The sequence below is a fragment of the Streptomyces sp. NPDC042364 genome (genome assembly GCF_056437585.1).
The window spans coordinates 553,068-580,030 of the sequence record NZ_JBWKAJ010000002.1 but is presented as its reverse complement, the minus strand read 5'-3'; the positions used below and the strand labels follow the sequence as shown (position 1 = coordinate 580,030).

Sequence of the window (26,963 nt, the reverse complement as noted above, 5' to 3'; positions counted from 1 at the left end):
CGGTGAGCGGCGACAGCCAGGGCGTGGGGAAGGCCGAGGTACGGCTCAAGTGGGACCCGAGTCCCTGGAATCAGCCACCTCACCATCTCGACATCATCGCCACGACCTACTCGGCGAACGCGCCGTACGGGCCGCCGGTGTACGTCGTGCACTTCGACAGCCGCTCACCGGACGGCACCATCAACATGGGCCGGCACAGCCAGACCGGCCAGGGCTTCGGCTACGTGGAAGTGATGACCCTGGAACTCGATCGCCTCGCTCCCTCCTTCGCACGGGTCGTCGTGGGCGTGGCCATCCACCAGAACACCGGCCCCAAGACCTTCGGTGCCCTATCGAACGCCGGAGTGCTGGTCGTCGAGGGGTACCAGGAGCTTCTCAAGGACGACTTCGCGCAGGTCCCCGAAGCCACCGCGGCAACGATCGGGGAGTTCACCCGGCATTCCTCCGGAGCGTGGGAGTTCCACCACATGGTCCGCGGGTTCCACAGCGACCCCGAGGGCTTCACCGCCGAGATGGGCGGCGCCCGACGACCCTGATCATGGAGCCGATGGCCGCGCAGGCCGCCTTCTCCCGTGGCGTGGCCGTCCGCCGGAAATCCGCCGTTCACACGAGCACGGCATCGATCCATGGGTCCTGCTGCCTGACGTTCCGTCAGACTGCCGCGACCGCGCACGGCCACCCCCACTGAGCCCGCAGGGGTTGATCTCGTACACCGGTTGCCCGAGATCTGCTGGGTGGTCCATGCCTCGCGAGCGAGCTCACGACATGTCACCGCCCCGATGTCCATGGAGCCCAGCCGTGACGGTGACCTGCGGCTTCTCGGCGGCTATGGGGGTGGGGTCGGGGGCCGTGAAGTCCCCGTCCCGGGCCGCGTCCGGCTCCTGGCGCTCCGCCGTGGCGCGGTGGAGCTCCACGAGGGAGCGGCTGTCGACGCTCCATCGGCCGGTGAGGATCCAGCCGGTGGAGTCGGCCGCGCGCAGCAGGGCGGTCGTGCCGACGCGTGCCCAGGGGAAGGGGCGGCCGTGGCGGCCGTGGGCGTCCTCCACGCGGACGGTGAGACGCTGGTCCACGTCGTCGTCGGCCGTCTCGGCCAGGAGGCGGCCACCGGGGCGCAGGAGGTCGCGCAGGCGGGTGAGCAGGGCTGCCGGGTCGCCCCCGATACCGATGTTGCCGTCCATCAGCAGGACGGTGCCCCAGCGGCCCTCTCCCGGCAGGCGGTCGAAGACGGAGCGCCGTAGGGCGGCTCCGCCGTGGCGCCGGGTCCGGGCGACGGCGGCCGGGCTGACGTCCACGCCAAGGGCGGTGACGCCACGTGAGGTCAAGGCCGCTACCAGGCGCCCTGGACCGCAGCCGACGTCCAGGACGGGGCCGGTGCAACGGCCCAGCACATTGGTGTCGGCGGCGTCGGGGGCGGCGCACCAGCGCTCCACCTCCAGGGGAATCAGCTCGGCCTCCCCCGGGGTGAGGGGCCCCAGGCGGCGCAGGTACAGCGGGCCCCGGCCGGTGCGCAGGGCCTGGGCGTAAGGGTCGGCCGTCCAGGGCTCGCCCGGCGCCACGGACGTCACGAAGCGGTCGGCGGAAGGCTCGGGCACGGTGAGCCGCTCGGGCGGCTCAAGGCCGGTCTGCGGCGGGGACGCCGTGTCGCTTCGTTCGGCCGGCTCGACGACGGATTCCGTACCGACCGCTACGCCGCTCACCGGGTCACCTCCGCGAGCGAGTGCAGGACGGTGGCGAAGTGCGAGCCGGGTGGACACAGGCCGGCGACCGAGGCGGCGTCGGACGCGGTGTCGACGTCCCGCAGCAGTGGGAGGTCGCGGACCGTCAGCCCGGCCTCAACTAGTCTGCGTCGCTGGATCGCGCCGGTGCGGTCGGTGGACATGGGTACGCCCCGGACGAGAGCCCCGGCGCGGGAGGGGTCGGCGAGGCCGAGAGCCCAGAAGCCGCCGTCGGCGGCCGGGCCGAACCAGGCGTCGTGGCCGTCCCCGCCGGCATCGGCCAGCAGGTCGGCGGGGAGCTGCGGGGTGTCCATGCCGACCAGCAGGGCGGGCCCGTCGTCGCAGAGGGCGAAGGCGCCCGCGATCCGCTCGTCCAGCCCTCCCGGCACCTGCGGGACGACGTCGAAGCCCGGCGGCAGCCATGGGCCGGGCGTTCCGTCGAGGACGAGCACCCGGCGCCGGGCCGGGACCCGGAGCAGGGTGTGGAGGGTGTCGGTGAGGGCGGCCTCCGCCAGGGCTGCCGCCTCGTACGGCGTGTAGGGCGGCGTGAGCCTGGTCTTGACGCGGCCGGGGACCGGTTCCTTGGCGATGATCAGCAGTGTGGCCGCCGCCGTGACGGTGTTCATCGCGCGCCTCCTGCAACCGGCGTGTCCGGGCCGGTGGAGGTGTGACCGGGCCCGGCCGGCCGCTCGGCGAGAACGGCACGCATGTCACGGACCGCCTGCCAGGTGCCCCGCCAGGTTCCGGTGACCTTCGAGCGGCCCGTACGCGGGTGGTACGGCACGTCCGTCTCCTGAATGCGCCAGCCGGCGTCGGCGGCCCGGACCACCATCTGCAGCGGGTAGCCGGAGCGGCGATCGCTCAGGCCCAGGCCCAGCAGCGCTTCGCGGCGAGCCGCGCGCATCGGGCCCAGGTCGCGCAGGCGCAGGCCGGTACGACGGCGGATCAGCCGTGCCAGTTCGAGATTGGCGAGCCGGGCGTGCAGGGGCCAGGCCCCGGGAACGGTGGGCCGGCGTCGCCCCAGGGTCAGGTCGATGGAGCCGTTGAGGACGGGGCCGGCGACAGCCGGCAGCAGGCGGGGGTCGAGGGAGGCGTCGCAGTCGCAGAAGCAGACGACGTCGGCGGTGGCTGCGGTCAGTCCCGCGTGGCAGGCGGCGCCGAAGCCTCGGCGCGGCTCGTGGATCACATGTGCCCCGAGGTCGCGGGCGATGTCGGGGGATCCGTCGGTGGAGCCGTTGTCGACGACGATCGCGCGCCAGCCGGGCGGGATGCGGTGCAGCACCCAGGGCAGGGCTTCGGCCTCGTCGAGGCAGGGCAGCACGACGTCCACGGAGGGAGGGGTTGTCTCGATCACCCCACTGAGCCTACGAACGCAGAACGGGCATAAGGGATGTGACATCCTTACGGATCGCTGACATCGCCGGCCCTTACGGATCGCTCTGCCCGCCAGGGGCACGCGGCTGTGTCCGATGTGCCGGGCGGCTGCCGGTTCGAGGTCCATCTGCCCGCGGCGGTCTGAGGTCGGGGAAGAACGATCCGTGATCGTCCGGAAGGAGCGGACCGGCCGGCGGAAGCCCGGCCGGTCCCTTGGTCACTCCCCTTGGGCGACTCGGCGCCCGGCCGGGCTCATCCGGCTCGTAGGGGTGCCGCCGCGAACTCCGCCATCCCTTCCGCGAAGGCGATCTGCGGCTTCCACCCCAGTTCCTCGCGGAGACGTCGTGAGGAGGCCGTGATGTGGCGGACGTCGCCGAGCCGGAACTCCCCGGTGACGACCGGTACCCGGTCGCCGTACGACGCGGCCAGCGCGGTGGCCATCTCCCCCACGGTGTGCGGCTCCCCGCTGCCGACGTTGTACGCCCGCAGGCCGCCCTCCGGGAGGCCCCGCACACCGTCGAGCGCGGCGAGGTTGGCCCCGGCCACGTCCCGGACGTGCACGAAGTCCCGCCGCTGCCCGCCGTCCTCGAACACGCGCGGGACCTCCCCGCGCGCCAGCGCGGACCGGAACAGGGACGCGACCCCGGCGTACGGGGTGTCGCGCGGCATGCCGGGGCCGTAGACGTTGTGGTAGCGCAGGGCGGACACCCTGCCGCCCGTCGCCCGCGCCCACGCGGCGGCCAGGTGCTCCTGGGCGAGCTTCGTGGCGGCGTACACGTTGCGCGGGTCCGCGGGCGCCTCCTCGTCCACCAGCCCGCCGGTGAGCGGCTCACCGCAGTGCGGACACGGTGGTTCGAAGCGCCCCGCCTCCAGGTCCGCCACCAGGCGCGGCCCCGGCCGGACCACACCGTGCCGGGAGCATGTGTAGCGTCCCTCGCCGTACACCACCATCGAACTCGCCAGCACCAGACGCCTCACCCCGGCCTCCGCCATGCCGGCCAGCAGCACCGCGGTACCGAGATCGTTGCAGCCTACGTAGTCGGGCGCGTCGGCGAAGTCCTTGCCGAGGCCGACCATCGCGGCCTGGTGGCAGACGGCGTCCACGCCCCGCAAGGCGTCGGTGACGGCCGCCCTGTCACGGACGTCCGCGTGCCGCCAGTCCACCCCGGGAGGAATCCGCGGCGCGGTGCGGTGGGCGGAGGGCAGCAGTGCGTCGAGGACGCGCACCGCGTGCCCGGCGCCGACGAGGGCGGTGACGACGTGCGAGCCGATGAAACCCGCACCTCCGGTGACCAGGATCAACATGCTCCGACCGTAGGGCCGCCCATCCGCCCGCGGGCCGAGCGGCTCGGGGATGTCAGCGGTTCGTAAGCCTTTCAGTGGTTCGCAGGGCTTTCGGTCCGTGCCGGGTCCTTCGCCGGCCGGTACGTCGCCACCGTCAGCAGGGCGCCCCGGCCCGGTCTGTCCCACAACGGGACGACCGGGCCGAGCGCCAGGAAGGGGAAACTCTCGTCAGCCGCGGACAGGGCCGGGCGGTGGCTCAACTCGTCGGGGTCACTGGCACTTCCGGCCGGTGTTGATGCACTCGACCATCCGGTTCATCAACTTCTCGTCGAAGACGTTGACGAAGTCGCCGTGGTCGGTGACCGGCTTGTGCAACTGCTCCGGGAAGCCGTCCACGGAGAAGAAGGGGCGCGACCGGCCTCCGTCGTTCAGGCTCGGCGCGTCCACGTCGTACACCAGGCGCTGGACCAGCTGCGGAATGGCTCGGAAGCCGCTCGGGCAGGCACCGGTCCGCGGGTCGGCGAACGCGACGTGATCACGATGGTTGGCACTGTCGATGTTCCGGCCGTCCCAGCAGCTCTGGAACTTCGACGTACGGACGACGCTGCTGCCCTGGGGGCAGATCGGGTACTTGTCCGTCAGCTGCCGGTCCTCGAAGCCGGTGCAGCTCCACGCGGCGTTCGCATTGGCGGTTCCGTTGGTGAACGCCTTCGCGTCGCCGGTGATGATGCGCAGGAACTTCGGCATCGTCACGACCTTGCCGCTCGGGTTGCCCACGAAGTCCAGGGTCACCTGCGACGCGGTGAGGATCCTGCCCACGTTGCCCTCGGCGCCACCGCCCGGCCGGTCGGCGTCGAACTCCTGGGTGCCGTCCTGCAAGCGGAGGACCGGCCAGTAGTACGACGACTTGTCCCCCTGGTTCCGGCAGGTGGTCTCGCCGGCGGCGAAGTCCGCGTCGTCGGCGAAGGCGTCGTTCGCCTGGTTCCCGACGTAGTCGTGCGTGTGGTGCGCCCCGTTGGCCACGCCGGGGGCGACGATGATGTTGTCGGTGTTGTACAGCTTGTTCTCGTTCACTCCGCAGTCGGTGGTGAACTTGCCGAGCGAGGCGTTCTGTTGCCGCTGAGGGCTGGGGACGTTGGGCTGGACGGTGGTGATGTCCACGAAGTCCGCGGCGACCGGACCGTTACCGGCCTGTCCGCCGTTACCGGCGGGCTTTCCCTGCCCGTTCCCCTGGTCCTGGTTGCCGTTCCCCTGGTTCTGTCCCTGGCCTTCCTGCTCTTCGCCGCCCTGGCCCTCGCCCGCCTGGTTGCCGGAGGCGCGGAGCGTGCAGGCGGCGAGGGACTGAAGCCCCTGCGGCCGGTCGGCCACACGACCGATGGCGATCTCGATGCGGTCGATGGCCGCGGTGCGCTTGCCCTTCAGCGGACCCATGACCGCGTTGTCGGCGAAGGCGCTGTCCTGCTGTATGGCACGGACCGAGCTCTGCAACCGCTGGTATGCCTCCGCGACCTGCTGGTCCAGCAGCGCGAGCTCCCTGTCGACCTCGGCCCGGGCCTGATCGGGCACCTGCCGCAGTCGGGAGCCGACGTCGGGGCAGTCGATGGTGGCGGCCCCGGCCGCCATGGCCTGATCGATCCGGTCCTGGGGGGAACTCCTGGTCGTGTTCCCGGCTCCGCTCTCACCGGCCGAGGCATACACGTTGGCCACCAGCAGCCCCCCTGCTCCCAGCATCGCCGCGGCCAGTGCGGCGACGGTCCGGCGGGTCGTCTTCGATCGCTTGCGCGTGTTGCGTCGCATGGGACTCCTTGGAGAACTCTGGTCAGATGGCTTCGGATGCCGCTGTGGTGCCGCTCCGGAGTCGGAGCCGTTGGGGAAGCCGCAGTGACGCGTACCGCGTGATCACCTTCGGCTCCTCGAATTCCTCTCGCCGTCGCTCAGCTGCGACGTCGTGACCAGAGTTACGGGTGAGACGGGCACGTTGAGCAAGATCGGATACCTCGTCAGGGTCTCGTAAGGATTCGAGAAACCCGCCGCGCTGTGGGCGGCACGGCACCGCGTCCGTGAACCATGACGAAACACTGACGTCCGCGTCTGACACGGGCCCCGGCCGCCGCCGTCCGGCTTAACGTTCCCGCGTGAACCGTGATCTCCGCAGTGACCTGCGTGGCGATACCGGCCCCGGCCTTCGCCGCGATCTCCGCCGCGACCTGTACGCCGTCGCCGGCGCCGCACTGCTCGTCCTGACGGCCGCGCTGGTGGGTGTCGCCATCAAGCGGTCGAAGGACGTCCTCCACGTCGGCTGGCCACCCCTGTACGCCAACTGGCTCCCTCACTTCGGCCCCGGCACCCCGGCAGCGGTCACCGTCGCGGTCGTCGTCGTGGCGTACGGCCCCACCGTCGCCGCACGCCTGCCCTGGCGCGCCTTGTTGCTCGCCTCCTGGGCCACCGCCACGGCATGGATCTTCTCCCTCGCCCTCATCGACGGCTGGCACCGGGGCATCGCCCGACGACTGACCACCCGGTACGAGTACCTCCAGGTCATCGACCGCTTCCACGACATCCCCGCGACCCTGCGGGACTTCACGAACCACATCCTGCTCCACTCCCCGGACCACTGGCCCCCGCACGTCGCCGGACACCCCCCGGGCGCCACCCTCACCTTCGTCCTCCTGGACCGCATCGGGCTGGGCGGAGGCGCCTGGGCGGGGGTATGGGCCATCACCATCGGGGCCACCACGGCGGTCGCCGTCCTCGTCACCGCAAGGAGCCTGGCCGATGAGGCCCTGGCCCGCCGGGCGGCACCCTTCCTGGCGCTCGCGCCCGCCGCCGTGTGGATGGGGACGTCGGCCGACGGCTACTTCGCGGCCGTCGCCGCATGGTCCGTAGCCCTCGTCGCACTCGCGGCCACGGCCCGGACGACACGCCGGTCGTGGACCGCCGCGTTCGGCGCGGGCCTGCTGTTCGGCCTGGCCTGCTACCTCTCGTACGGGCTCACGCTGTTCGCGGTGGTCGGGGCGGGAGTGCTGGTCCTCGGGCGAAGGAGGCTCAGGACGCTGCCCTTCCTGCTCGCGGGAACCGCCGTCGTACCGCTGGCCTTCACACTCGTCGGCTTCGACTGGTGGGAGGCGTACCACCTGCTCGTCGAACGCTACTACCAGGGAGCGGGCGGGTTCAGACCCTACGGCTACTGGGTCTGGGCGAACCTCGCCTGCACCGCGCTGGTGGTCGGCCCGGCCACGGTGGCGGGGCTGCGGCGGACCGCCGCCGTACTCGTCCGGGAGCGCGAGCGGCTCCGGCCGGTCCGGGCACGCGTATGCCCCCTGCCCGTCGAGAACACGCCCCGGCACACTCCCGAAGTCCGCCTGGCCCTGCTGGTACTCCTCGCTCTTGCCGCACTCCTCGTCGCCGACCTGTCGGGTATGAGCAAAGCGGAGACCGAACGGATCTGGCTGCCCTTCGCCATGTGGCTGCTCGCGGCGGGCGCCCTGCTCCCCCGGCCCCGCGCCTGGCTGGCCGCACAGGCCGCACTCGCGCTGCTCATCAACCACCTGCTGCTCACCGGCTGGTGAAGATTCCGACCGACACGGGCGACAACGCTTCGCCGAGCGGGCGACAACGCTTCGTCGGGCGGGCTGATCGCCGACCTGGTCCGGGCCGGCCTGGCACCGACGGTCCCGGCGCAGGCGGACACCGGAGACCCGGGCGGCGAGCGGGGGCGGGCGCATGCGGTGGCTGCGGCCTTCGCCGACGCCCTTGCCCTCGTGCCCTCGGCACACTCCCTACGGCGCGGCGCCGCTCAGCCGAGCTCGGCGAACCTCTCCACCGCATGTGTCTTGCCGGTGACCACGATGACGTCACCCTTCTGCACGACCGTGTCGGCGGTCGCGTACGTGAAGTCCTCACCGGGGCGCTTGATGCCGACGACGGTGACGCCGTACCTGCTGCGGACGTGGCTCTGGCCGAGCGGGACGCCGGTGGCGATGCCCGGGGCGACGGTCTTCACCAGCGCGTAGTCGTCGTCGAACTCGATGAAGTCCAGCATCCGCCCGGTGACCAGGTGCGCGACCCGTTCGCCCATCTCGTGCTCGGGCAGGACGACGTGGTGGACGCCCAGACGTTCGAGGATCTGGCCGTGCTGGCGGCTGATGGCCTTGGCCCAGATGTTGGGGACCTCGGCCTCCAGCAGGTTGGAGCTGACCAGGATGGACGCCTCGATGTCGGTGCCGATGCCGACGACCGCGCTGGTGAACTCGTGCACGCCGAGCTGACGCAGCACCTCGGGGTCGGTGCAGTCGGCGACCGCCGAGTGGGTCAGTCCGTCGCTGTACTTCTGTACGAGACGGGTGTCGGTGTCGATGCCGAGGACGTCCCAGCCGCGGTGCATCAGCTCGTTGGCCAGCGAGCTGCCGAAGCGGCCGAGGCCGATGACCGCGACCCGCTGGTCCCCGGTGTGCTGTGTGTGCTGGTGGGCCAGCCGCTTACCGCGGCGCCGACGCAGGGAGTGCAGGTAGTTAACCAATGACGGGTCGCTCCTCGGGCAGTTCGTAACGGCGGACGCGCTCGCGCAGGGCCAGCGCCGAGACCAGGGTGACCGGACCGAGACGGCCGATGAACATCAGCAGGACGAGGATCAGCTGCCCGGCGTCGGGAAAGTCGGCCGTGATGCCGGTGGACAGCCCGACGGTGGCAAAGGCGGAGACGACCTCGAAGAGCACCCCCTCCAGCGGCAGCGAGGTCATGCTGAGCAAAGCCAGGGTGGCGGCCATGACCAGACCGACGCCGAGCAGTACCACGGTCAGCGCTTGGCGCAGGCTGTGCGGGGCGAGTCTGCGGCCCAGGACCGACGTCTTGGGTTCGCCGCGCACCTCGGCGATGATCGCGACGGCCAGCACCGCGAACGTGGTGACCTTGATTCCGCCTGCGGTCCCCGCGCTGCCGCCGCCGATGAACATCAGCATGCACGTCATCAAGAGCGTGGAGGCATGCATGGCCCCGATGTCGAGTGAGTTGAAGCCTGCCGTACGGGTCATCGCGGAGTGGAAGAACCCGTTCAGGAGCTTCTCCGGCCAGTCGTGCGACCCGAGAGTGGCCGGGTTGGTCCACTCCAGCAGACAGGTCAGCAGGGTGCCGGCGGCAAGCAGCACGACGGTGGTGACGAGCGTCAGCCTGATGTGCAGGGTCCAGTTGCGGCGGCCGGCGGTGCGGGGGCGGTTGCGGTTGCGGTGGCGGAGCAGTTCCAGGAGGACGGGGAAACCGAGCCCGCCGAGGATCACGGCCACGGCGATCGGCAGGGTGACCCACGGATCCCGGGCATAACGGGTCAGGCTGTCGGCGTGCAGGCCGAACCCGGCGTTGTTGAAGGCGGACACCGCGTGGAAGTAGCCCAGGTACACGGCCTCACCGATGGAGTTGCCGTACCCGAAGCGGAAACGCAGGGAGAGGATCGCGCCGACCGCGAGCTCCACGATCAGCGTCGTGCCGGCGACGCCGAGCAGCACCCGTCGTACGTCGCCGATGCCCAGGCTCTTGGTCTCCGCCTGGGCCGTGAGCTGCAGTCGCAGCCGCAGCTTCCCGGAGACCAGCAGGGCGAGCAGGGAGGCCATGGTCATGATGCCGAAGCCACCGACCTGGATCAGCGCGAGGATCACACCCTCGCCGAAGCCGCTCCAGTACGTGCCTGTGTCCACCACGGCCAGGCCCGTCACGCACACGGCGGAGGTGGAGGTGAACAGCGCGGTGACCAGCCCGGTGGCCGTACCGTCCTCGGCGGCGAGCGGCAGTGCCAGCAGCCCGGTCCCTAGCGCGATCACGGCGGCGAAGGCCAGCACGACCGTACGGGCCGGGTGCGCGGTCAACAGCGACCTGCGCGGATGCGCGGAACGTCCTCCCACGGCTCCCCTTCTGTGTACGCCCAGTCCGTCATGGCCAGGGATGGACCTCGTCGGAGCCCGTCACACCCCGCGCGGCCGTCACCCTACCCGGCGGCGGTGCTCCTCTGACCTCCAGCCCGGAGGTTCTGCGGCCGTCCCTCCGGAGCCAGGCATCAGGTGTCAGGTGTCAGGTGTCGTTGGCAGGGCGCGCCCCGGTCGACCGAGGAACGTCCGGTCGACGCGGTGGCTCGCTGTCCTGGTTCCGGCTGCTGCACCGGCGAAGGGCGCGAAGCAGGGGTGATCCACTGGACGTCCGCCGACGCCCGGGCTCCCGGCGACGACGGTGGCTCCTTCAGCCAGGGCCCCCCGCACCATCGCGCCCCAGGGCGGCACGCTGGTAGATGTCGGGGATGCCGTCGGCGTCCTCGTCCCGGTTCTCGGCCTCCCACAAACGGCGGTAGATGCCATTGCGGCGTCTGATCAGCACGGCCGCGACGGCGGCCGCGATCAGCGAGCCGAGAAGGACGGCCGCTTTGACGTGTTCGGCAGCGGCCGGATCGGTGAAGGCGAGTTCGCCGATGAGCAGGGCCACGGTGAAGCCGATGCCGGCCAGTACGGCCAGGGCGAACACGTCCGCCCAGGCCAGGTCGGGGTTGAGACGGGCCCGGGTGAAGCGGGCCGCGAGATAGGTGCCCGCGAAGATCCCCACCGTCTTGCCCAGCACCAGTCCGAGGACGACTCCCAGCGGCTCCGGACGCGTGAACACCTCGCCCAGCGCCTCGCCCGACACACTCACCCCGGCGGCGAACAGTGCGAACAACGGCACCGCCACCCCGGCGGAGATCGGCCGCAACAGGTGTTCGGCCCGCTCGCCCGGGGAGACGTCCTCGCCCTCGCCACGGCTCGTACGCAGGATCATCCCCATGGCCACACCGGCCACGGTGGCGTGAACTCCGCCGTTGTACATCAGCGCCCAGATCACCAGTCCCAGCGGCACGTACCACCACCAGCCGCGTACCCGGAACCGCTGCAGCAGGTAGAAGACCACCAGGCCCGCCGCGGCCCCGGCGAGGGCGGCCGGGTTCAGGTCGCTGGTGAAGAAGACCGCGATCACCAGGATCGCGCCCAGGTCGTCGACCACGGCCAGCGTCAGCAGGAACGCCCGCAGGGCGGACGGCAGGTGGGTGGAGAGCACCGCGAGCACGGCGAGCGCGAACGCGATGTCGGTGGCCATGGGCACCGCCCACCCCTGTGAGCTGCCTCCGCCGAGTCCGACGGTGGCCAGGTAGACGCCGGCGGGAACCGCCATACCGCACAGGGCGGCCACCACCGGGAGGGCGGCCGTGGCCGGTGTCCGCAGTTCACCGACGACCAGCTCGCGCTTCAGCTCGATACCGGCGACCAGGAAGAACACGGTCAGCAGCCCGTCCGCCGTCCAGTGCTCCACCGAGAGGTCCAGACCCAGCGCGGAGACCCCGAAGTGGGCGTCGCGCAGCTGTTCGTACGTACCGTTCCACGGGGTGTTCGCCCACACGAGTGCCACCACGGCCGCCGTCAGCAGCACCAGCCCGCCGACCGTCTCCGTACGCAGGGCGCGGGCCACCCGGACCCGCTCCGGCCAGGGCAGCAGGCCGAGGAAGACGGAACGCTCCCCACGAGGTGCACGCATCCGGGAAGACCTCCACAGCATCGAGCTCCGGGCACACGTGCCCCTTCGACGCCGACCAGACTTCCCGGCACACCCCGCGCCTTTGACGCGTTCTTTACACACTAACCGCCACGACTCGCGGCATGCGGACCGAGAGCTCCCGATGCAGGCGGGCCGATGCGATCATCATCACGTTTGGACGCCCCGCGTGGCCCAACGCAGACGAGTCGGTCGTTCCGGTGGTGAGGAGACCGTTCCGGTCGCCGAGACGGCCTCTCAGAGGACGCTCCACCCTCCGAGTAACGGGGCGCCTTCTTCGTGGGCGGCCGTGCCACGGCCCGCGGCGACCGGATGTTCGTACGCCGTCCGCGGACCGTGCCTTCCACGCGTCCGCGCGCTGCTGCCACTACGCCGCGTGAAGTCGGCCTGCCGCGGGCCCTCCTCCGTTCCCTGCCCGGCCCCGGGGCAGCGCATCCTCCTGACCCATGCCAGGAGCAGTGTCTGATGCCGGAACCCGGCAACGTACGAGGATCCGTGGCTGCGCACCAAAGGCCTGTCAACGCCGCATAAAGAACGTGTAGGGTTCCCCGCGGTGTGCCGGGAAGTCTGGTCGGCGGTCGAGAGAACTCTCTTCGCTGATCGGGGGTCCTGTTCATGGTGCTTGTCGTGGTCTTCGGGGTGGCGCTGCTGATAGCGGTGCTGCTGTCGGGTCTCGCCGCCCGCACGGTGCTGTCGACATCGCTGCTCTTCCTTGTCGGCGGCGCGCTCGTCAGCGACGGCTTCCTGGGCTGGATCCACATCACTCCGGACAGCGAGATCGTGTCGGTGACGGCGGATCTGGCGCTGTTCGCGGTGCTGTTCACCGACGGCATGCACGTCTCCTTCCCCAAGCTGCGCGCGAACTGGCGCAACCCTGCCCGCGCGCTGGGGCTCGGGATGCCGCTGGCGTTCATCGGCATGGCGCTGATCACGCACTACCTGGCAGGGCTGGACTGGACGACGTCCTTCCTGGTCGGCGCCGTGCTCGCGCCGACCGACCCGGTCTTCGCCTCCGCGATCGTCGGCCGCAAGGAGGTCCCGTCGAAGCTGCGGCAGTTGCTGAACGTGGAGAGCGGCATCAACGACGGGCTCGCCCTGCCGGTCGTCCTCATCCTGATCGCCGCGGCCGGCCCGACCTCCGGCAACGCCGAGGCGTCCCTGGGCAAGATCGCCCTGGAACTGGTCCTCGGGCTGGTTTTCGGCATCGTCCTGCCCTACGTCGTCATCGAACTCGTACGCTTCCGGCTGCTGGGCGCCGAGCCGAAACTGCAGCCGCTGCTGCCGCTGGCGATCGGCGTGATCCTGTACGCGGTCTGCCATCTCACACACGCCAACCCCTACCTCGCCGCGTTCTCCGCCGGCGCCGTGCTCACCGCACGCTCGCTGGAGGCGAAGGAGGCGTTCGAGCCGCTGGGCGAGGCGCTGGCGGAGCTGGCGAAGTTCGCGGCGCTGCTGGTGTTCGGCGCGTTGCTGACGCCGCAGTTGTTCGGTGACCTGTCCTTCGGCGGATACGTGGCCGTCGTCCTGGCCATCGTGCTGATCCGCCCGGCGTCGCTGCTGCTGTCGCTGCTCGGCACCCGGTTCACCCGCCAGGAGAAGCTGGTCGCGGCCTGGTTCGGGCCCAAGGGCTTCGCCTCGGTGGTCTACGGGCTGCTCGTGCTCCAGGCCGGGATCCCACAGGGCGAGGAGGCATTCACCCTCATCGCCGTGTGCATCGCCTTCTCGATCATCGCGCACAGCTCCACCGACGTACCGATCGCCCGGCTCTTCCACGTGGACGGCCTCACGGGCACACGCTCCGGTCCTGGCACGCCCCCCGCTGTCGAGGGAGCCGACCGTGTCGGCGCGTGACCTCGCCGAGCCCCACCCGTACGTCACCACCGACGAGGACGCCGCCCACGCCGTCCGCCTGCCGGCTCTGCGCCGGTTACCCGCGCTTCTGGTCGTCGACACCGACGCCGTGCCGTACGCCCTCGTGCCCTGCGCCCACCTCGTCGGACGGCTCGTGTCCGACGGGCGGGACCATGAGGAGGCCCCGACACGGATCGCCGGCCTCACGGTCGCGGACTGGCTGCCGCCCGGCAGTCCCAGCCCGCCGACGGTCGAGGAGAACGACGGCCTCGCACGGATCACGGACCTCATCGCGCGGACCCGCAGCCCGTTGGTCGCCGTCGTCGAACGCGACGACGACCAACGGTGGTTGGCGGGCGTGGTGACAGCCGGCCGGCTGATGGAACGACTTGTCGGAGGAGAAGCGTGAACGGCCGGAAGGGCCGGATGGGCGTCGCCACCGACGGGACGGAGCGGGGCCCGGTCCTCACCTCCGCCGCGCGCGGAGCGTCGGCCGTCGGACATGTGTATCGGCACGAACTCGTCCAGGCAGTCAGGGAGGGTCCGCATGACGGTGTTCCCGCAGCCCGCACGGCTCGTTCCTCAGGCGGGCCACATGATCGTGTGCGGTGACGACGCGCTCGCCGAGCGGCTGGCCGGCGAACTCACCGCGGTGTACCGGGAGCGGGTCACCCTCGTCGTACCACCGGCGTCCCGCACCGGCGCCATCGGGCCGCGAGCACGTACCTCGGCCCTGCTGGACCGGGTGCAGTCCGTGATCGGACGGACGGACACCGGCCCGGACGCTCAGCGCGTCCTCGAAGCCCCGGAGCTGGACGAGAGAGCGCTGGCCGAGGCCGGGGTGCGCGAGGCCGCCGCGCTGGCTCTGGTGCACGAGGACGACGAGACCAACATCCGCGCCGCGCTCGCGGCCCGCAGGCTCAACCCCCGGCTGCGCCTGGTCATCCGGCTCTACAACCGCAAACTCGGCCAGCACCTGGAGGAACTCCTCGACCAGGCCGCCGCCCTGGCCGTCCCCGACCTCGACCCGGCGGCCCTGGACACCTCCACCACCGTCCTGTCGGACGCGGACACCGCCGCGCCCGCCCTCGCGGCCACCGCCGTCGCCGGCACCAGCAAGGTCGTCCAGGCCGACGGGCTGCTGCTGCGGGCCGTGGAACGCACACCACCGGCCACCGGCGAGGTGGCCGACCCCGGCCTGTGCACACTCGCCCTGCTGTCGTCGACCACCGAAGACCCGTCCGGTGCGGAGGGCTCGGACGCCAGCGGCCGGGAAGGGCCGACGCTGCTGCCCGACGAAGAGACGGTGGCCGCCGCCACCGGACGCGGCACGGTCGTCCTGGAGACCATCACCCACACCGGCACCGCTCCCCCACCCCGCCGCCTGACGGAACGAGGGCTGCCGCTCGCCGCCCTGTTCCCCGCCCGGCTGCGCTGGTCGCTGGCCGGACTGGTGACCAGCGTGCTGGCTCTGGCCGTGGCCACCTCCCTGACCACCGACGGTCACCCGCTGCACGCCGCCTACCTCACCATGCTCGACCTGTTCGCCATCAACGACCCCGCCCTCGACGAACCCACGAGCCGTCAGGTCCTCCAACTCCTCGCCGGCCTGGCCGGGCTGCTGTTCCTGCCCGTGCTGCTCGCCGCCGCCCTGGAGGCGTTCGGCACCTTCCGCACCGCCTCCGCGCTGCGCCGACCGCCCCGGGCCCTGTCCGGCCACGTCGTCCTGCTCGGCCTGGGCAAGATCGGCACCCGCGTCCTCGCCCGGCTGCACGAACTCGGCATCCCCGTGGTGTGCGTCGAGGAGGACCCCGAGGCACGCGGCATCCCGCTCGCCCGCCGCCTGTGCGTTCCCACGGTCCTCGGCGACGTCACCCAGGAAGGCGTCCTGGAAGCGGCCGGGATCGACCGCGCCCACGCCCTGCTCGCCCTCACCAGCAGCGACACCACCAACCTCGAAGCCGCCCTCTACGCCCGCTCCGTCAAACCCGACCTGCGAACAGCGCTCCGCCTGTACGACGACCACTTCGCCACCGCCGTCCACCGCACCATGCGGGCCGCCCACCCCCAGGCCCTCACCCGCAGCCGCAGTGTCTCCACCCTCGCCGCGCCCGCCTTCGCCGGCGCGATGATGGGCCGCCAGATCCTCGGCGCCATCCCCGTCGAACGGCGCGTCCTGCTCTTCGCGGCACTGGACGTCGCCGGGCATCCGCAGTTGGAGGGACGCACCGTCGCCGAGTCCTTCCGGCCCGGCGCCTGGCGCGTCCTCGCCCTGGACACCGCCGCACCCGACGACCGCCTCCCCGACCTCGCCACCACCCCGGCCCACGACGACACCGAGCGGCCCGCCGGCCTCCTGTGGAAGCCGCACCCCGGGTACGTCCTGCGCCCGCAGGACCGGGTGGTCCTCGCCACCACCCGGCAGGGCCTGGCCGAACTCCTCGGACGACGGCCACAGGTTCGAACTCGGTCCTTCGGCCCGTGAAGCACCGCCATGTGGGGCACAGCGGAGAGACAGCCCCCGCATCGTGATCCGGGTGGTTCGCGCCCGCGTCGGCGGCGACTACCCGGGCACCCTCCGAGACAGGGGGTACAGCCTGAGTACGACAGGCCCGCCCCGTCCGGTACCTCCGGAGCCGGTGCATCACCGAGACCGTCGTCCTGGCGTCACTCCGGCTTCGTCGGCCAGTCCAGCAGGCGGGCGCCGATCACCGCGGTCTGCAGGGTGTAACGGTGAACGGGGTCAGAGGGGTCCGCGCCGGTGAGCTTGTGGATGCGCTCCAGGCGGTAGGTGAAGGCGCGCACGCTCAACGACAGCCGCCGCGCCGCCTCGGCGGCCACGCACCCGGCGTCGAAGTAGGCGGTGAGGGTGTCCAGCAGCGGCTGGGCTCCGCCGCGGGCTCGGCGCAGCGGGCCGAGGGCGTTGTCCACCAGATCGGCCATGGCCTGCCGGTCGCGGGTGAGCACCGGGTACACGAGAAAGTCCGCCGCATGCAGCACGGGATCGTCCAGTTCGAGGCGTTCGCCCAGGTCCAGGGCGTTCAGGGCCTCTTCGTAGGACTGGACGACACCTGCCGCGCCGGGCTGCGGGCGGCCGATGCCCACCTGACCGCCGCCGGTGGCGGCGAACGCCTGCTTGGCGAAGTGGGCGAGCACCTCGCCCTGGTCGCCGGGGGCGATGCACACCAGCCGGCCGTCCTTGGTGGTGAGCAGGATGCTGCGGTCGCCGAACCGGCCGATCAGCGCGTGTTCCACGTCCCGCAGCACCGTGTCGCCCTCCTCGTAGGCCACCGGGCCTCGTGCCACGGCGACCGCGTGCTCGTACGACAGTCGCAGCCCGTACCGCTCCGCGCGCTCGGCGAGGCGGCCCAGGTCACTGCGGCCGTACAGCAGGTCGTCGATGAACTCGCGGCGAGCGGCTTCCTCCTGGCGTACGGCGAGCCGCTGCGCCCGCTCGTAGCCTTCGGCGAACGCGTCGACGGCCTGTGCCACCGCGCCCAGCACGTCGTCCACGGAAACACGGTCCCCGGCCGGCCAGTGCGCCCGGGTGGCGGCCATGTGGGCGCCGACCAGAGCCCGCAGGCCGAGGCCCGCCTCCGCCGCCTGCTCGCCCAGCGCCCGCCGCGAATCCAGTTCGCTGCGGGTCAGCCGCCGCCCGGTCGCCGAGGCGTCCGCGAGGATGCGGGCGTATCCCTCCAAGTAGTCGTCGTGCTCCCCGGACGTGTCCCGAAAGGTCATGCGGCCCCCGTTGTTGCTTCCTTGTCGACGCCTTTCTAGCGCATGCCCCTGCACGTGGCTCCGCGCAGGTCGCTCGTTGCCCGTCTCCGGCAGTTGTCGAAGTCGCTTGCACATTCCAGACCGTTGCAGCGCCTTCACGCAGAAGCCCGGGCGGTTGGTTGCCGGACCGCCCGGGCGTTCTCTCTCGATGTCGGCGTCAGCCGGTGATCTCGACCTTTCCATTGGCCTCAGCCGGAGCCGTCGGCGCGGGCTGCGCTGCGCCGACCCGCCCGGTGATGCCCTTCAAGAGTTCGGCGAGGTCGACTCCGGTGGTGGATCCGAGGAGTTCAAGACCCTGGGCGACGTTGTCGGCGACCGTACGGGACAGCTGCGAGGCACCGTCGGTGGAGATCACCGTCATCTTGTCGATCGCGCTGAGCGGCTCGGACGCCTTGGCGACGACCTGCGGCAGCACCTCCACGAGCATCTGCAGCACGGCGGCATCGCCGTACTGGGCGAAGGCGTCGGCCTTCTTCCGCATCGCCTCGGCCTCGGCGGCCCCCTTCGCACCGATGGCGGCGGCCTCCGCCTCACCCTCGATACGCACCGCCGCGGCGAGCGCGGCGCGCTGCGCCTTCTCGCCCTCACCCGTCAGCCTGGCCCGCTCGGCGGTCGCCTCGGCCTCCTTGACCAGCGCGATCCGACGGGCCTCCGCCTCCTGCTCGGCCTGATAGCGGGCCGCGTCCGCGGGCTTGCGGACCTTGGTGTCCAGCTCGCGGTCGGTCAGGGCGGCCTGTCGTTCGGCGACCTTCTCCTGCTCGCCGAGCACCTCCTGCTGCCGAGCGGCCTCGGCCAGCGGACCGGCCGCGGCCGCACGAGCAGCGGCCTCGTCCGTCTCGGCCTTGATCTCGGCCTGCTTCAGCGCGAAGGTCCGCTGCGCGATCGCGATCTCTTCCTCGGCCTTCAGCCGTGCCTGCTCGGCCGCACGCCGGGCCACGGCCTCGGCGATGTCGGCCTCCTGCTTGGCTCGGGCGGCCTCGGGGCGCCCGAGGTCCTCCAGGTAGGAGCCCTCGGTGCTGATGTCCTGGATCTGGAAGGCGTCCAGTACCAGGCCCTGCCCGGACAGACTGGCCTCGGCCTCCTCGGCGACCTGGCCGGCGAACGCGGCCCGGTCGCGGATGATGTCCTCCACCGCCATCCGGCCCACGATCGCCCGCAGCGCGCCGGAGAGCACCTCCTGGGTGAAGCCGACGATGCCGTCCTGCTGCATCAGGAACCGCTGGGCGGCGGCCCGGATGGAGTCCTCGGTCCCGCCCACCTTGACGATGGCGACCCCCTCCAGGTGCGCCTTCACGCCTCGCAGGGTGACCGCGCCGCGCACCGCCACCGGGATGTGACGGGACGACAGGTCCAGAGTGAACTTCTGCTGCACGAACGGCACGACGAACACCCCGCCGCCGACCACGACCTTCTGCCCGCTGTTGTCGGTGAACACCCGACCCGTCTCCGGATCGGTGGACTGCTTGCCACGCCGCCCGGTGACGATGAAGGCCTCACTGGGGCCCGCCACCTTGTAGCGGGTCACCACGACGAGACCGATCAGTACAAGGAGTACGACGACTCCGATCACGGCGATGACGACTGGACTCATGATGTCCTTCCCCTCAGCCCTCCCAGGGGACGGCAGATCGATACGGGTTCATGTGGGTGGAGGAGCGCCGGGCGGCGCCCCGTCTGTGCGAAGCCGTGCGGCGGGTCAGCGTTCGACAGGGCGCACGGAGACCGCTGTCTGCGACAGCGCCTCCTCCACCCAGATCTCGGCTCCTCGCGCCACCGGGATCGGACTCTTCGCCGCGAGCTTCACGGGCTGCCCGGCCAGGTGGACCAGCACCTCGCCGTAGCCGTCGGCCGGAATGGCCGTCACCACGGAGCCGGCGGCGCCGATCAGCTCGCCCTCGCGCGGTGCGGCACCGGACCGGTCGCTCAGCAGCGCACGGCTGAGGCGGTACGCGAGCCAGCCCGTGGCGGCCCCGGCGGGCACTCCGATCGCGGTGGCACCGGCCGCGCCGAGTCCGGTGGTGCTCATGACGATCACGCCGGAGAAGCCGAGCATCGATACGAATCCGGCGATGACCGGGAGTGACAGCCAGCCTTCGAAGAGGCCGTCCAGCCCGTCGACGCCGCCGAAGAGACCCTCAAGGACACCGTCGAACACGAGGGACAAGAGGAGGAGTACGACTCCTACGATGCCGAGACCCAGAAACCAGGCCATGCCAGCTCACCGCCTCTCCCCCACTGTCACCGCGCCGGTGACCGCATACTCACACAGGGGCGACACCAAAACACTGCCTGGTCACGGCAATCTTCACGCTCCCTTGATGCCGGTCCCCTGCACACCTCGGAGCACCGAGCACGTCGCCCCCCCAGCGGCCGGCTCACGGAGCACGTCTGGAGTGGGGCACGGTCGACCGGCTGCTACGGCGCGGCGGGTGGTGGCCGAGGAACTCGGCGAGACCCCGCCAAGTGGTCGCCGGCACGCAGCGGTCTCGCAGGCACACAGCACGCGCCCCGCGAGCCGTGCCCGCACGACCGCACCGTCCGGAGAAGGGCCCTGTCAACGCCTTCGGTGGGTGCTCCCGGGGGCCGGCTCCACCATGTAGGCGGAACAGTCGCGGTTGTGGCAGGGGGCCGGGCCCCACACGGGCACGAACACCCCCAAGGTCTTGTGCCGTCTCCTGATGGTCATGTCCAGGGGCTGCCGGCAGACCGGGCACACCAGCGTTCCCTGAGGGCCGGTCTCATGCTCGGTTTTACTCATCCTTTAACCATAGATCGCCTGGCCGCGGAGAGCAGCAGGTCGGGTGCTCAACGATCGTCCTCACGGTCAGCCGGCCGCTCGTGGCCGACGGGTCGCTCGCCTTCGGTTCGCCGCGAGCCGGAAGGCCCCGGGTCATCGGCCGGCGTGTCCGCCCGTGTCCCCGCGTCAGGGGCCGGATGGGGCCCGGTGGGCCGTAGCAGACTGAGAACGACGGACCCGGCCAGCACAAGGACGACGACCGCGAGGCTGATCGGCGAGGGGATCTCCGGGATGCTGGGGCTGATCGTCTTGTGAGCCGCCTGGAGGACCAGTTTGACGCCGATGAAGCCGAGGATCACCGCCAGCCCCATGTTGAGGTAGTGGAAGCGGTCGAGCAGTCCCGCGAGCAGGAAATACAAGGCGCGCAGGCCCAGAATGGCGAAGGCGTTGCTGGTATAGACGATGAAGAGGTCGTCGCTGACCGCGAGAACGGCGGGCACGCTGTCGACCGCGAAGACCAGGTCGGCCGCCTCGATGGCGGCCACCACGGCGAGCAGCGGGGTGGCCACGCGCTTGCCGGCCTCCTTGACGGTGAACCTCATACCCGCGTACTCGTCCCGAACCGGGATGACCTTGCGGAGCAGTCGCAGCGTGAAGCTCTTGCCGGGGTCGAAGCCCTCGTCCTCGCCCTTGAGGAGTTTGTAGGTGCTGTAGAACAGCACTGCGGCGAAGACGAACAGCACCGCGGTGAAGCGGCTGACCACGGCCACGCCGAGGGTGAGGAAGATCCCGCGGAAGACCAGGGCTCCCATCACGCCGAAGAACAGGACACGATGCTGATAGGCACGGGGAACGCGAAAGTAGGCGAAGATCACGGCGAAGACGAAGAGATTGTCGACGGACAGACTCTTCTCCAGCAGCCACGCGGTGGTGTACTCGGTGCCGGCCGTCGTGCCGAGAACGACGAAGACGACCCCGCCGAAGACCAGTGCGAGGCCCACCCAGAGGGCGCTCCAGGCGGAGGCCTCCCTGAAGCCGATGACGTGTGCGGAACGGTGGGCAAGCAGGTCCACCGCCAGCGACACGACCACCGTCGCGGCGAACGCCACCCACAACCAGAGCGGGACCTCCAGCACGACGGTCACCCTCTCCGCGGCCCACACCGACGCGGGCCCTCCTCCTGAGTCTGTGGCATCTCGGCGCAGAGGGCGACCCGGAGGTGCCGCCGTCCGGGGGCGCTGACGGGGCGGGCCTCGCTGAGACGGAGGGGCAGCCCGGTATCCGGAGGAGACCGGTGCTTTGTCTACCGGCCGGAGCAGCGCGCCCGACGGCGAACCCCGCCCGCGTGGGGCCGCGTGGGGCGACTCCGCGGGCAGGGGCACAGGACGAGCGTGCGCCGTGTTAGAGCTCCGAACAAAAGTGGAGCCCGGCTCGCGACGCCTGGCACGCACGCTCGCCGCGTTGCCGAAAGCCCCTGGTAGCCCCGCTACAAGGAGCTTCCGGCGCCTTGCGATCGCACGCACCAGACGCCGCGAGCCGATCGGACTCCACTCTTGTTCGGAGCTCTTACTCCTCCCCTGCGGCTGCGGCCGGGCGGGCCGCGTGCCGGGCCGCCGGATTGGCCACCAGGTACCGCGGGTCGGCGGCACGGTTGATCGCCGTCTCCACGGCCGCGACGCGGTCGGCGAGCAGCCCCAGCGCGGCGATGGCTCGGGTGAGGGGGTCGTTGTCCGAGCCACCGAGGGTCTGGGTGCGGACGTACGCGGCCTTCAGCTCGGCCCAGCGCGCAAGCTGTTCGGGCGACAGCGTGCCCCGCAGCTCTCCCAGTTTCAGCAGGTTGGCCTCGGCGCCGGCGGTCAGGGTCTGGGCCTCGGCCCGGTAGTGGTCGTCGATCAGGGCCGCCAGCTCGCTGTGGTTCATGACCGGCTGGATGCGCTGGGCGATCTTGTTCATGTTGCGGTAGGAGCCCTGGAGCTGGAAGGGCGGCTCGGTGCGGGTGGCGTCGGACCGGGCCGCGGAGGCGATGTAGGCGGCGTTCACCGCCAGAACCGTCTCGCGGGCCGCGAGCAGGTGCCGCAGGACGGCCAGGACGCGCTCGAGCTCGGCGGGTGAGTACGGGTGGGCGAGCCGGTCGGCACGGGCCGTCGAGTCGCCCTCCGCGAGACGGATCAGCAGATCGAGGTCGGCGCGGTCACGGCCGGCGAGCGGGGCGAGGACCGGGTTGGCGGTGAGCGCGTTCTCGATGAAGCTGAGCGCGAAGGCGCCCTCCTTGCCGGTCAGGACGTCGCCGAGGTTCCACACGTCGGCGCGGTTGGCGAGCATGTCGGGCAAGCGGAAGCGGCTGCCGGACTCGGTGTACGGGTTGCCGGCCATGCAGACCGCGAAGCGCTTGCCGCGCAGGTCGTACGTGCGTGGCTCGCCGTCCCGCACGCCCTCGATGCGGCGCGTTGCGTCGCACAGCGGGATGAACTTCTGCAGCAGTTCGGGCGAGGTGTGCTGGATGTCGTCAAGGTAGAGGAGGGTGTTGTTGCCCGCCTCCAGCGCGAGGTTGATCTTCTCGACCTCCTGGCGCGCGGTGGCGTTAGGGGCTTCGGCCGGGTCGAGCGAGGTCACGGCGTGGCCGAGCGCCGGTCCGTTGACCTTGACCAGGATGAGGCCGATGCGGTCGGCGACGTACTCCATGAGCGTCGTCTTGCCGTAGCCGGGCGGGGAGATGAGCAGCAGCAGACCGCCGGTGTCGGTGCGCTTGGACTCCCCCGTGGTGCCGAGTTGCCTGGCGAGGCTGTCGCCGACCAGGGGCAGGTACACCTCGTCGATGAGCTTGCTCCGTACGAACGCGGACATCACCCGCGGCCGGTACTCGTCCAGGCGGATGCGCGATCGTTCGGCGGCCACCAGTGCCGTGCGGCGGCGCTGGTAGGCACGGTGTGCGGGGACCTCGTGGGTCCGGAACACCTGGGTGCGGGCGAGGAGTTCGTCGACGCGGACGGTGAGTGTGCGGTCGTGGATGCGCGGGTGGGTGCCGAGCAGTCCCTCGACCGTCTCGGTCAGGGTGGCGGCGGACTCGTAGCGGTCGAGCTCCGGGCAGAGCTCGGCGGTCACCGCCTCCGCCAGGTCGCCGGAGGCGATGTCCGTGCCGGTGGCCGCGGTGTACGACGTCAGCCACGCCTCGACCAGTTGCTTGCGGGCCGCCAGGTCACCGAGTGCGGCGAGGTCGTCGTCGTAGGCCGACGTGCCCACCGTACGGCGGAACTTGTCGAGCAGCGTGCGGGCGCCGGCACTGATGACGAAGCCGTCGGGGCCGCTCGTCAGCTCCTCGAAGAGGTACCCGGCGGCGGCATCCGCCGCCTCCCCGGCGATCGCCTCCGCCAGTTCCGCCCGGAGGTCGGTGATCGCCGGCGCCGGCCCGAACGTGTCCCGGGCGCGCCAGCGACACCGCACGCCGGGTCCAGCTCTCGCGCTTCCGGGGTGTCGTGCCGTGCGCCCAGAACAGCTGGGCGGCGGCACGGGCCGCGGGCTCGTGGCGGAGCAGGCCGGCGCCCTCGTGCAGGCGCAGGAGGGCGATGAGGACCAGGGTCGCGTCGTGGTCGTGGACGCCGCGCTCGTAGCCCTCGTCGTACGCCGCCTCCGCCGCCCGGCGTACGAGGGCGGGCAGGTCGGCCTCGGCGAGGGCCGTGGGGCCGTGCTCGTCAAGCAGCCGGGCGGCCAGGTGTTCGGCGCGGTAGACCTCGGGGGACTCCGACGGCAGCGGGCGGTCCCAGTACGGGCGGGTCGCGGCGAAGTCCGGGTCGGTGACCGGGGAGCGGTAGTCGGTGCCGGTGATCGCGAAGGCCAGGCCGCCGTCGCGCGGGACGAGGGTGAGGTCGAGCGGCTGGGTGTTCACGGCGAAGCGGTGGGTGCCCAGGCGGATCGTGCGGCCGTCGTCGGTGTACAGGTCGGTGCGGTCGCGCACAGCGCGCAGGGCTTCCTGGCGGGCGGCCTTGAGGTGTCCGTCCAGTTCCTCCGCCCGGACCTGGTCGCCGAGTCGCCGCAGGTCCTCGGCGATGCGGCGGACCTTGGCGGGCATCGGGTCGGAGGTGAAGTACGTGGCGACGACGTCCGCGTCGAGGAGCGCGGCGGCGCGGCGGGTGACCGTCCGCAGAACGCGGGTCGCGGAGTCGGCCAGGCGCTCGGCGCAGCGGGCACGGGCATCGGCGAGGTTCTGCTTGCGGGCGGAGAACGCCTCGTGGACCTCGTCGCGCTTCTCCGCCAGTTCGCCGAGGAAGTCGTCGAAATCGGCGGACTCGGAGAACTCGGAGAACCGCGCCTCCAGGTTCTCCACCCGCACCAGCATGCGGGCCAGCTGCTCGTCGCAGGCCTCCGGAGTGTCGGCAGCCGCGAGCGCGCCGATGACGGCCTGGCCGAGCAGTGCGAACTCGGCGGCGAACTCGGCCCGCCCCTCCCGGTCGAGGAGGGCGCGGCGGCGGCCGTCGAGGGTGGCGCGGGCGCGGTTGACGGCGCCGAGGAGCTCTGCGATCCGCTCCAGGATGGCGGTGCGGACGATGGCGTCGCCGATGTCGAGTCCCGCGACGACCTCGGTCACCGTGCGCAGTCCGTCGGCGAGTTCGTCGAGGCGGGCGGCGACGGGCGCGGCCTCGGCGACGGTGGTGATCGCCTCGGCGTGGGCGACGAGTTGCTCGATCTCGTCCTGGTGGCCGGCGAAGGCGTCCTCGCGGGCGAGATGGGCGACGGCCCGTCGGCCGAAGGAGGCGAGGTCGGCCTCGGCCGCGGCGGCGAGCTGGTCGATGCGGGCGGTGTCCGCATACCGCATGTCCTTGAGGGTGAGCAGATGTCCCTGGGCCTGCCGCAGTTCGGTCAGGCCCGTCACCCAGGCGGCGGCGCCGCGCGGGGCTTCGCCGCGCAGACGGCGTACGACTTGGGCGACGCGCGTGGCGGCTTCGGCGAGCGCGTCGGCGGCCTGCCGGGAGAGGGCCTGTACGGTCTCGAACTCGGCCAGCACCTGTTCGGCGGTGGCCCGGATCTGCGTGAGCGGCGTGTGCAGGTCTCCGAGTTCGGGCTCGCTCAGCCAGTGGTACGAGTCGATGGCTCGCATGCACGCGGCGGCCAGGGCCTCGTAGACCTCGCTCGTCGGGGTCGTCTCGGTGACGGCGCGCGCGAGGGACAGGCAGTCGGAGATGCCGCGTACGAGGTCGGCGTTGCCGACGCGGGCGATGAGGTCTCCCCTGCGCGAACCGAGTTGAGAGCCTGCAGAAGGGCCGGTGCCGACGGGCTGGGCGGCGGCGTGGGTGTCGGAGACGTACGGGGATCTCCAGACCTGGAGCTGATGGACACGCTGCGGCTCGTCGCTGTCCGCACGCAGGACGAGGAGGGTCCCGTCGTCGAACAGCGCCCAGCCATGGCAGGTCAGGGGGGTGGCTACCTCCTTGCGGATCAGGTTGTACGACAGCAGCAGACTGCGGCCCTCCACGCGCGCGTGGAAGGCGAACAGCACGTCCTCGCCGTTCGGCGAACGGACCGCGCGCTCGAACTCCAGGTCCGCCATGCCCGAGGAGGCGGCGATGCCGTCGAAGGTCTTGTACGTGCCGGTGGCGAGGCAGTAGCCGCCGGGGAAGACGATCCCCTGGTCCTCGGGCAGTGCCCGGCAGGCCCGGCCGATGCCGTCCAGGCGGACGACGCTCTTGGTGAGCGTGTTGAAGACCAGGTAGCGGTGGACGTCCTCCTTGTACGGCAGGACGTCCAGCAGGATGAGGGCGCCCACACGCGCGTACGCGATGTCGGCGTCGGCGAGGGACTGCAGCGGCTCGGCAACCGGCTCGGCGTAGATGCCCTCGCCGGTCTCGGTGTTGTCCTCGATCTTGACCGTGAGGGCGCCGCCGACGGTCTCGACGAAGACCTCGCCCTCGATGGAGACATGCGGGTGGCGGCCCAGAACGTGGTGCTCGCGGGTCGTCCGTGTCCAGGCGAAGTCGTGGGAGGGCGGGAATACGTTGTGGTGGTCGCCGCGCTCGCCCCGCGCGTCGAGGAAGGTGACCTGTCCGTCGTCGGTCAGTGCCCAGCGCAGGACACGGATGTCGCCCGTCTTCTCCCCCGTCTGGAAGACGGCGAGCAACTTGCCTTCGGCGCTGCGCAGTTGCAGGAGGTGGGCCTGGCGGTAGTAGCGGTAGAGAGCGGCGAACTCGCGGACGAAGGCGGGGTCGTCGAGCAGGCCCGGCACGGCGTCCTCGGGCAGCCGGTTCAGCGCGCGGTCGTACAGCGCGAAGACATCGCCCACCGCCGTCTCCGGTTTGAGGCCGAGGAAGACGTTGTGGCCGAAGAGCAGGGTGTCGCCGACGGAGACGATGTCGCGGGGCACGCAGTTGTGCTCGGTACGCAGCCGCTCGGTGCTCGTCAGCTCCAGCAGGGTGGAGCCGAACTCCTCGGTCCGGCGGGTGTTGAGCGCCTCGGCGCGCCGGGCGAGCTCCGCGGCCTGCGCGGTGAGCCGGTCGCGCAGCACCTCGTACGTGCCGGTGTCCAGACCGCTGGTCCCGGTGGTCATGGGGTCCCTCTCGGAGAGTCGGAGAGAAGTCGAAAGAAACGTGGTCCGGAGCTGCCGTCCCCTGTGCGGCGGCTCCGGACCACGGGCCGGGGGGCCGTGGTGACACGGTCGGGGCCCCGGCGTGCGGGGAGCC

17 protein-coding genes and 1 pseudogene are annotated in these 26,963 nt (G+C 71.5%); 5 read left to right on the top strand and 13 right to left on the bottom strand.

Annotated elements, in window-relative coordinates; translation table 11 throughout:
- The first annotated feature begins 2 nt into the window (after positions 1 to 2).
- Complete coding sequence (locus tag AC067N_RS05820; RefSeq protein ID WP_478677619.1) at positions 3 to 536, top strand: TerD family protein; 534 nt, start codon at positions 3 to 5, stop codon at positions 534 to 536.
- A 222-nt stretch (positions 537 to 758) separates the two neighbouring features.
- Here the strand turns inward: AC067N_RS05820 and AC067N_RS05815 are convergent, their stop codons facing one another.
- The 5 genes from AC067N_RS05815 to AC067N_RS05795 form a co-directional block, all read right to left on the bottom strand.
- Positions 759 to 1,697 (bottom strand): methyltransferase domain-containing protein, encoded by a 939-nt coding sequence (locus AC067N_RS05815; RefSeq protein ID WP_478677618.1) that lies wholly within the window; start codon positions 1,695 to 1,697, stop codon positions 759 to 761.
- Positions 1,694 to 2,341 carry a TIGR04282 family arsenosugar biosynthesis glycosyltransferase gene (locus tag AC067N_RS05810; protein WP_478677617.1) on the bottom strand — a complete coding sequence of 216 codons (648 nt, stop codon included), beginning with the start codon at positions 2,339 to 2,341 and terminating at the stop codon, positions 1,694 to 1,696. Before AC067N_RS05810 ends, AC067N_RS05815 begins: the two co-directional genes overlap by 4 nt.
- Positions 2,338 to 3,114, bottom strand: coding sequence for a glycosyltransferase family 2 protein (locus AC067N_RS05805; protein WP_478677616.1), 777 nt, complete (start codon positions 3,112 to 3,114; stop codon positions 2,338 to 2,340). The genes AC067N_RS05810 and AC067N_RS05805 overlap by 4 nt, the downstream gene beginning before the upstream one ends.
- A gap of 227 nt (positions 3,115 to 3,341) precedes the next feature.
- On the bottom strand, positions 3,342 to 4,394 hold the full coding sequence (locus AC067N_RS05800) for an NAD-dependent epimerase/dehydratase family protein (protein WP_478677615.1): 1,053 nt from the start codon (positions 4,392 to 4,394) through the stop codon (positions 3,342 to 3,344).
- A 249-nt stretch (positions 4,395 to 4,643) separates the two neighbouring features.
- Positions 4,644 to 6,170: a DUF1996 domain-containing protein gene (locus AC067N_RS05795; protein WP_478677614.1), complete on the bottom strand. Its 1,527-nt coding sequence runs from the start codon at positions 6,168 to 6,170 to the stop codon at positions 4,644 to 4,646.
- A gap of 338 nt (positions 6,171 to 6,508) precedes the next feature.
- Here AC067N_RS05795 and AC067N_RS05790 point away from each other — a divergent pair, with 338 nt between their 5' ends.
- Positions 6,509 to 7,942, top strand: a complete 1,434-nt coding sequence (locus tag AC067N_RS05790) for a hypothetical protein (protein ID WP_478677613.1) — start codon at positions 6,509 to 6,511, stop codon at positions 7,940 to 7,942.
- A gap of 227 nt (positions 7,943 to 8,169) precedes the next feature.
- Here the strand turns inward: AC067N_RS05790 and AC067N_RS05785 are convergent, their stop codons facing one another.
- From AC067N_RS05785 to nhaA, 3 genes are all read right to left on the bottom strand, one after another.
- Positions 8,170 to 8,892, bottom strand: a complete 723-nt coding sequence (locus tag AC067N_RS05785; RefSeq protein ID WP_478677612.1) for a potassium channel family protein — start codon at positions 8,890 to 8,892, stop codon at positions 8,170 to 8,172.
- A complete protein-coding gene (locus AC067N_RS05780) occupies positions 8,885 to 10,264 on the bottom strand; it encodes a TrkH family potassium uptake protein (RefSeq protein ID WP_478677611.1) in 1,380 nt (459 codons plus the stop codon). The genes AC067N_RS05785 and AC067N_RS05780 overlap by 8 nt, the downstream gene beginning before the upstream one ends.
- A 331-nt stretch (positions 10,265 to 10,595) precedes the next feature.
- Positions 10,596 to 11,912, bottom strand: coding sequence for a Na+/H+ antiporter NhaA (gene nhaA / locus AC067N_RS05775; protein ID WP_478677610.1), 1,317 nt, complete (start codon positions 11,910 to 11,912; stop codon positions 10,596 to 10,598).
- Between the two features lie 633 nt (positions 11,913 to 12,545).
- Between nhaA and AC067N_RS05770 the strand changes: the two genes are divergently transcribed.
- The 3 genes from AC067N_RS05770 (at position 12,546) to AC067N_RS05760 (ending at position 16,266) form a co-directional block, all read left to right on the top strand.
- Entirely contained in the window at positions 12,546 to 13,781 is a 1,236-nt protein-coding gene (locus AC067N_RS05770; protein WP_478677609.1) for a cation:proton antiporter, read from the top strand.
- Positions 13,768 to 14,190 carry a CBS domain-containing protein gene (locus AC067N_RS05765; protein ID WP_478677608.1) on the top strand — a complete coding sequence of 141 codons (423 nt, stop codon included), beginning with the start codon at positions 13,768 to 13,770 and terminating at the stop codon, positions 14,188 to 14,190. The genes AC067N_RS05770 and AC067N_RS05765 overlap by 14 nt, the downstream gene beginning before the upstream one ends.
- A 138-nt stretch (positions 14,191 to 14,328) precedes the next feature.
- The gene (locus AC067N_RS05760) at positions 14,329 to 16,266 is read left to right on the top strand and encodes an NAD-binding protein (protein WP_478677607.1); all 1,938 of its coding nucleotides are present in this window, start codon (positions 14,329 to 14,331) and stop codon (positions 16,264 to 16,266) included.
- Between the two features lie 182 nt (positions 16,267 to 16,448).
- On the opposite strand, the gene AC067N_RS05755 is transcribed toward AC067N_RS05760, so the two are convergent.
- The 5 genes and pseudogenes from AC067N_RS05755 to AC067N_RS05735 form a co-directional block, all read right to left on the bottom strand.
- The gene (locus AC067N_RS05755; protein WP_478677606.1) at positions 16,449 to 17,519 is read right to left on the bottom strand and encodes a PucR family transcriptional regulator; all 1,071 of its coding nucleotides are present in this window, start codon (positions 17,517 to 17,519) and stop codon (positions 16,449 to 16,451) included.
- 196 nt (positions 17,520 to 17,715) lie between these two features.
- Positions 17,716 to 19,149 (bottom strand): flotillin family protein, encoded by a 1,434-nt coding sequence (locus tag AC067N_RS05750; RefSeq protein WP_478677605.1) that lies wholly within the window; start codon positions 19,147 to 19,149, stop codon positions 17,716 to 17,718.
- Between the two features lie 105 nt (positions 19,150 to 19,254).
- Positions 19,255 to 19,770 (bottom strand): hypothetical protein, encoded by a 516-nt coding sequence (locus AC067N_RS05745; RefSeq protein ID WP_478677604.1) that lies wholly within the window; start codon positions 19,768 to 19,770, stop codon positions 19,255 to 19,257.
- A 593-nt stretch (positions 19,771 to 20,363) separates the two neighbouring features.
- Positions 20,364 to 21,431, bottom strand: coding sequence for a TerC family protein (locus AC067N_RS05740; RefSeq protein WP_478677766.1), 1,068 nt, complete (start codon positions 21,429 to 21,431; stop codon positions 20,364 to 20,366).
- A 430-nt stretch (positions 21,432 to 21,861) separates the two neighbouring features.
- A pseudogene (locus AC067N_RS05735) lies at positions 21,862 to 26,830 on the bottom strand (DNA repair ATPase).
- Positions 26,831 to 26,963: the final 133 nt, after the last annotated feature.

Bases quoted from the DNA above. Each gene is read 5' to 3' on its own strand.
- AC067N_RS05770 (WP_478677609.1), top strand. From the start codon at position 12,546: ATGGTGCTTGTCGTGGTCTTCGGGGTGGCGCTGCTGATAGCGGTGCTG.
- AC067N_RS05755 (WP_478677606.1), bottom strand. From the start codon at position 17,519: ATGACCTTTCGGGACACGTCCGGGGAGCACGACGACTACTTGGAGGGA.
- AC067N_RS05795 (WP_478677614.1), bottom strand. From the start codon at position 6,170: ATGCGACGCAACACGCGCAAGCGATCGAAGACGACCCGCCGGACCGTC.
- AC067N_RS05810 (WP_478677617.1), bottom strand. From the start codon at position 2,341: ATGAACACCGTCACGGCGGCGGCCACACTGCTGATCATCGCCAAGGAA.
- AC067N_RS05750 (WP_478677605.1), bottom strand. From the start codon at position 19,149: ATGAGTCCAGTCGTCATCGCCGTGATCGGAGTCGTCGTACTCCTTGTA.
- nhaA (WP_478677610.1), bottom strand. From the start codon at position 11,912: ATGCGTGCACCTCGTGGGGAGCGTTCCGTCTTCCTCGGCCTGCTGCCC.
- AC067N_RS05760 (WP_478677607.1), top strand. From the start codon at position 14,329: ATGACGGTGTTCCCGCAGCCCGCACGGCTCGTTCCTCAGGCGGGCCAC.
- AC067N_RS05745 (WP_478677604.1), bottom strand. From the start codon at position 19,770: ATGGCCTGGTTTCTGGGTCTCGGCATCGTAGGAGTCGTACTCCTCCTC.
- AC067N_RS05805 (WP_478677616.1), bottom strand. From the start codon at position 3,114: ATGTCACATCCCTTATGCCCGTTCTGCGTTCGTAGGCTCAGTGGGGTG.
- AC067N_RS05800 (WP_478677615.1), bottom strand. From the start codon at position 4,394: ATGTTGATCCTGGTCACCGGAGGTGCGGGTTTCATCGGCTCGCACGTC.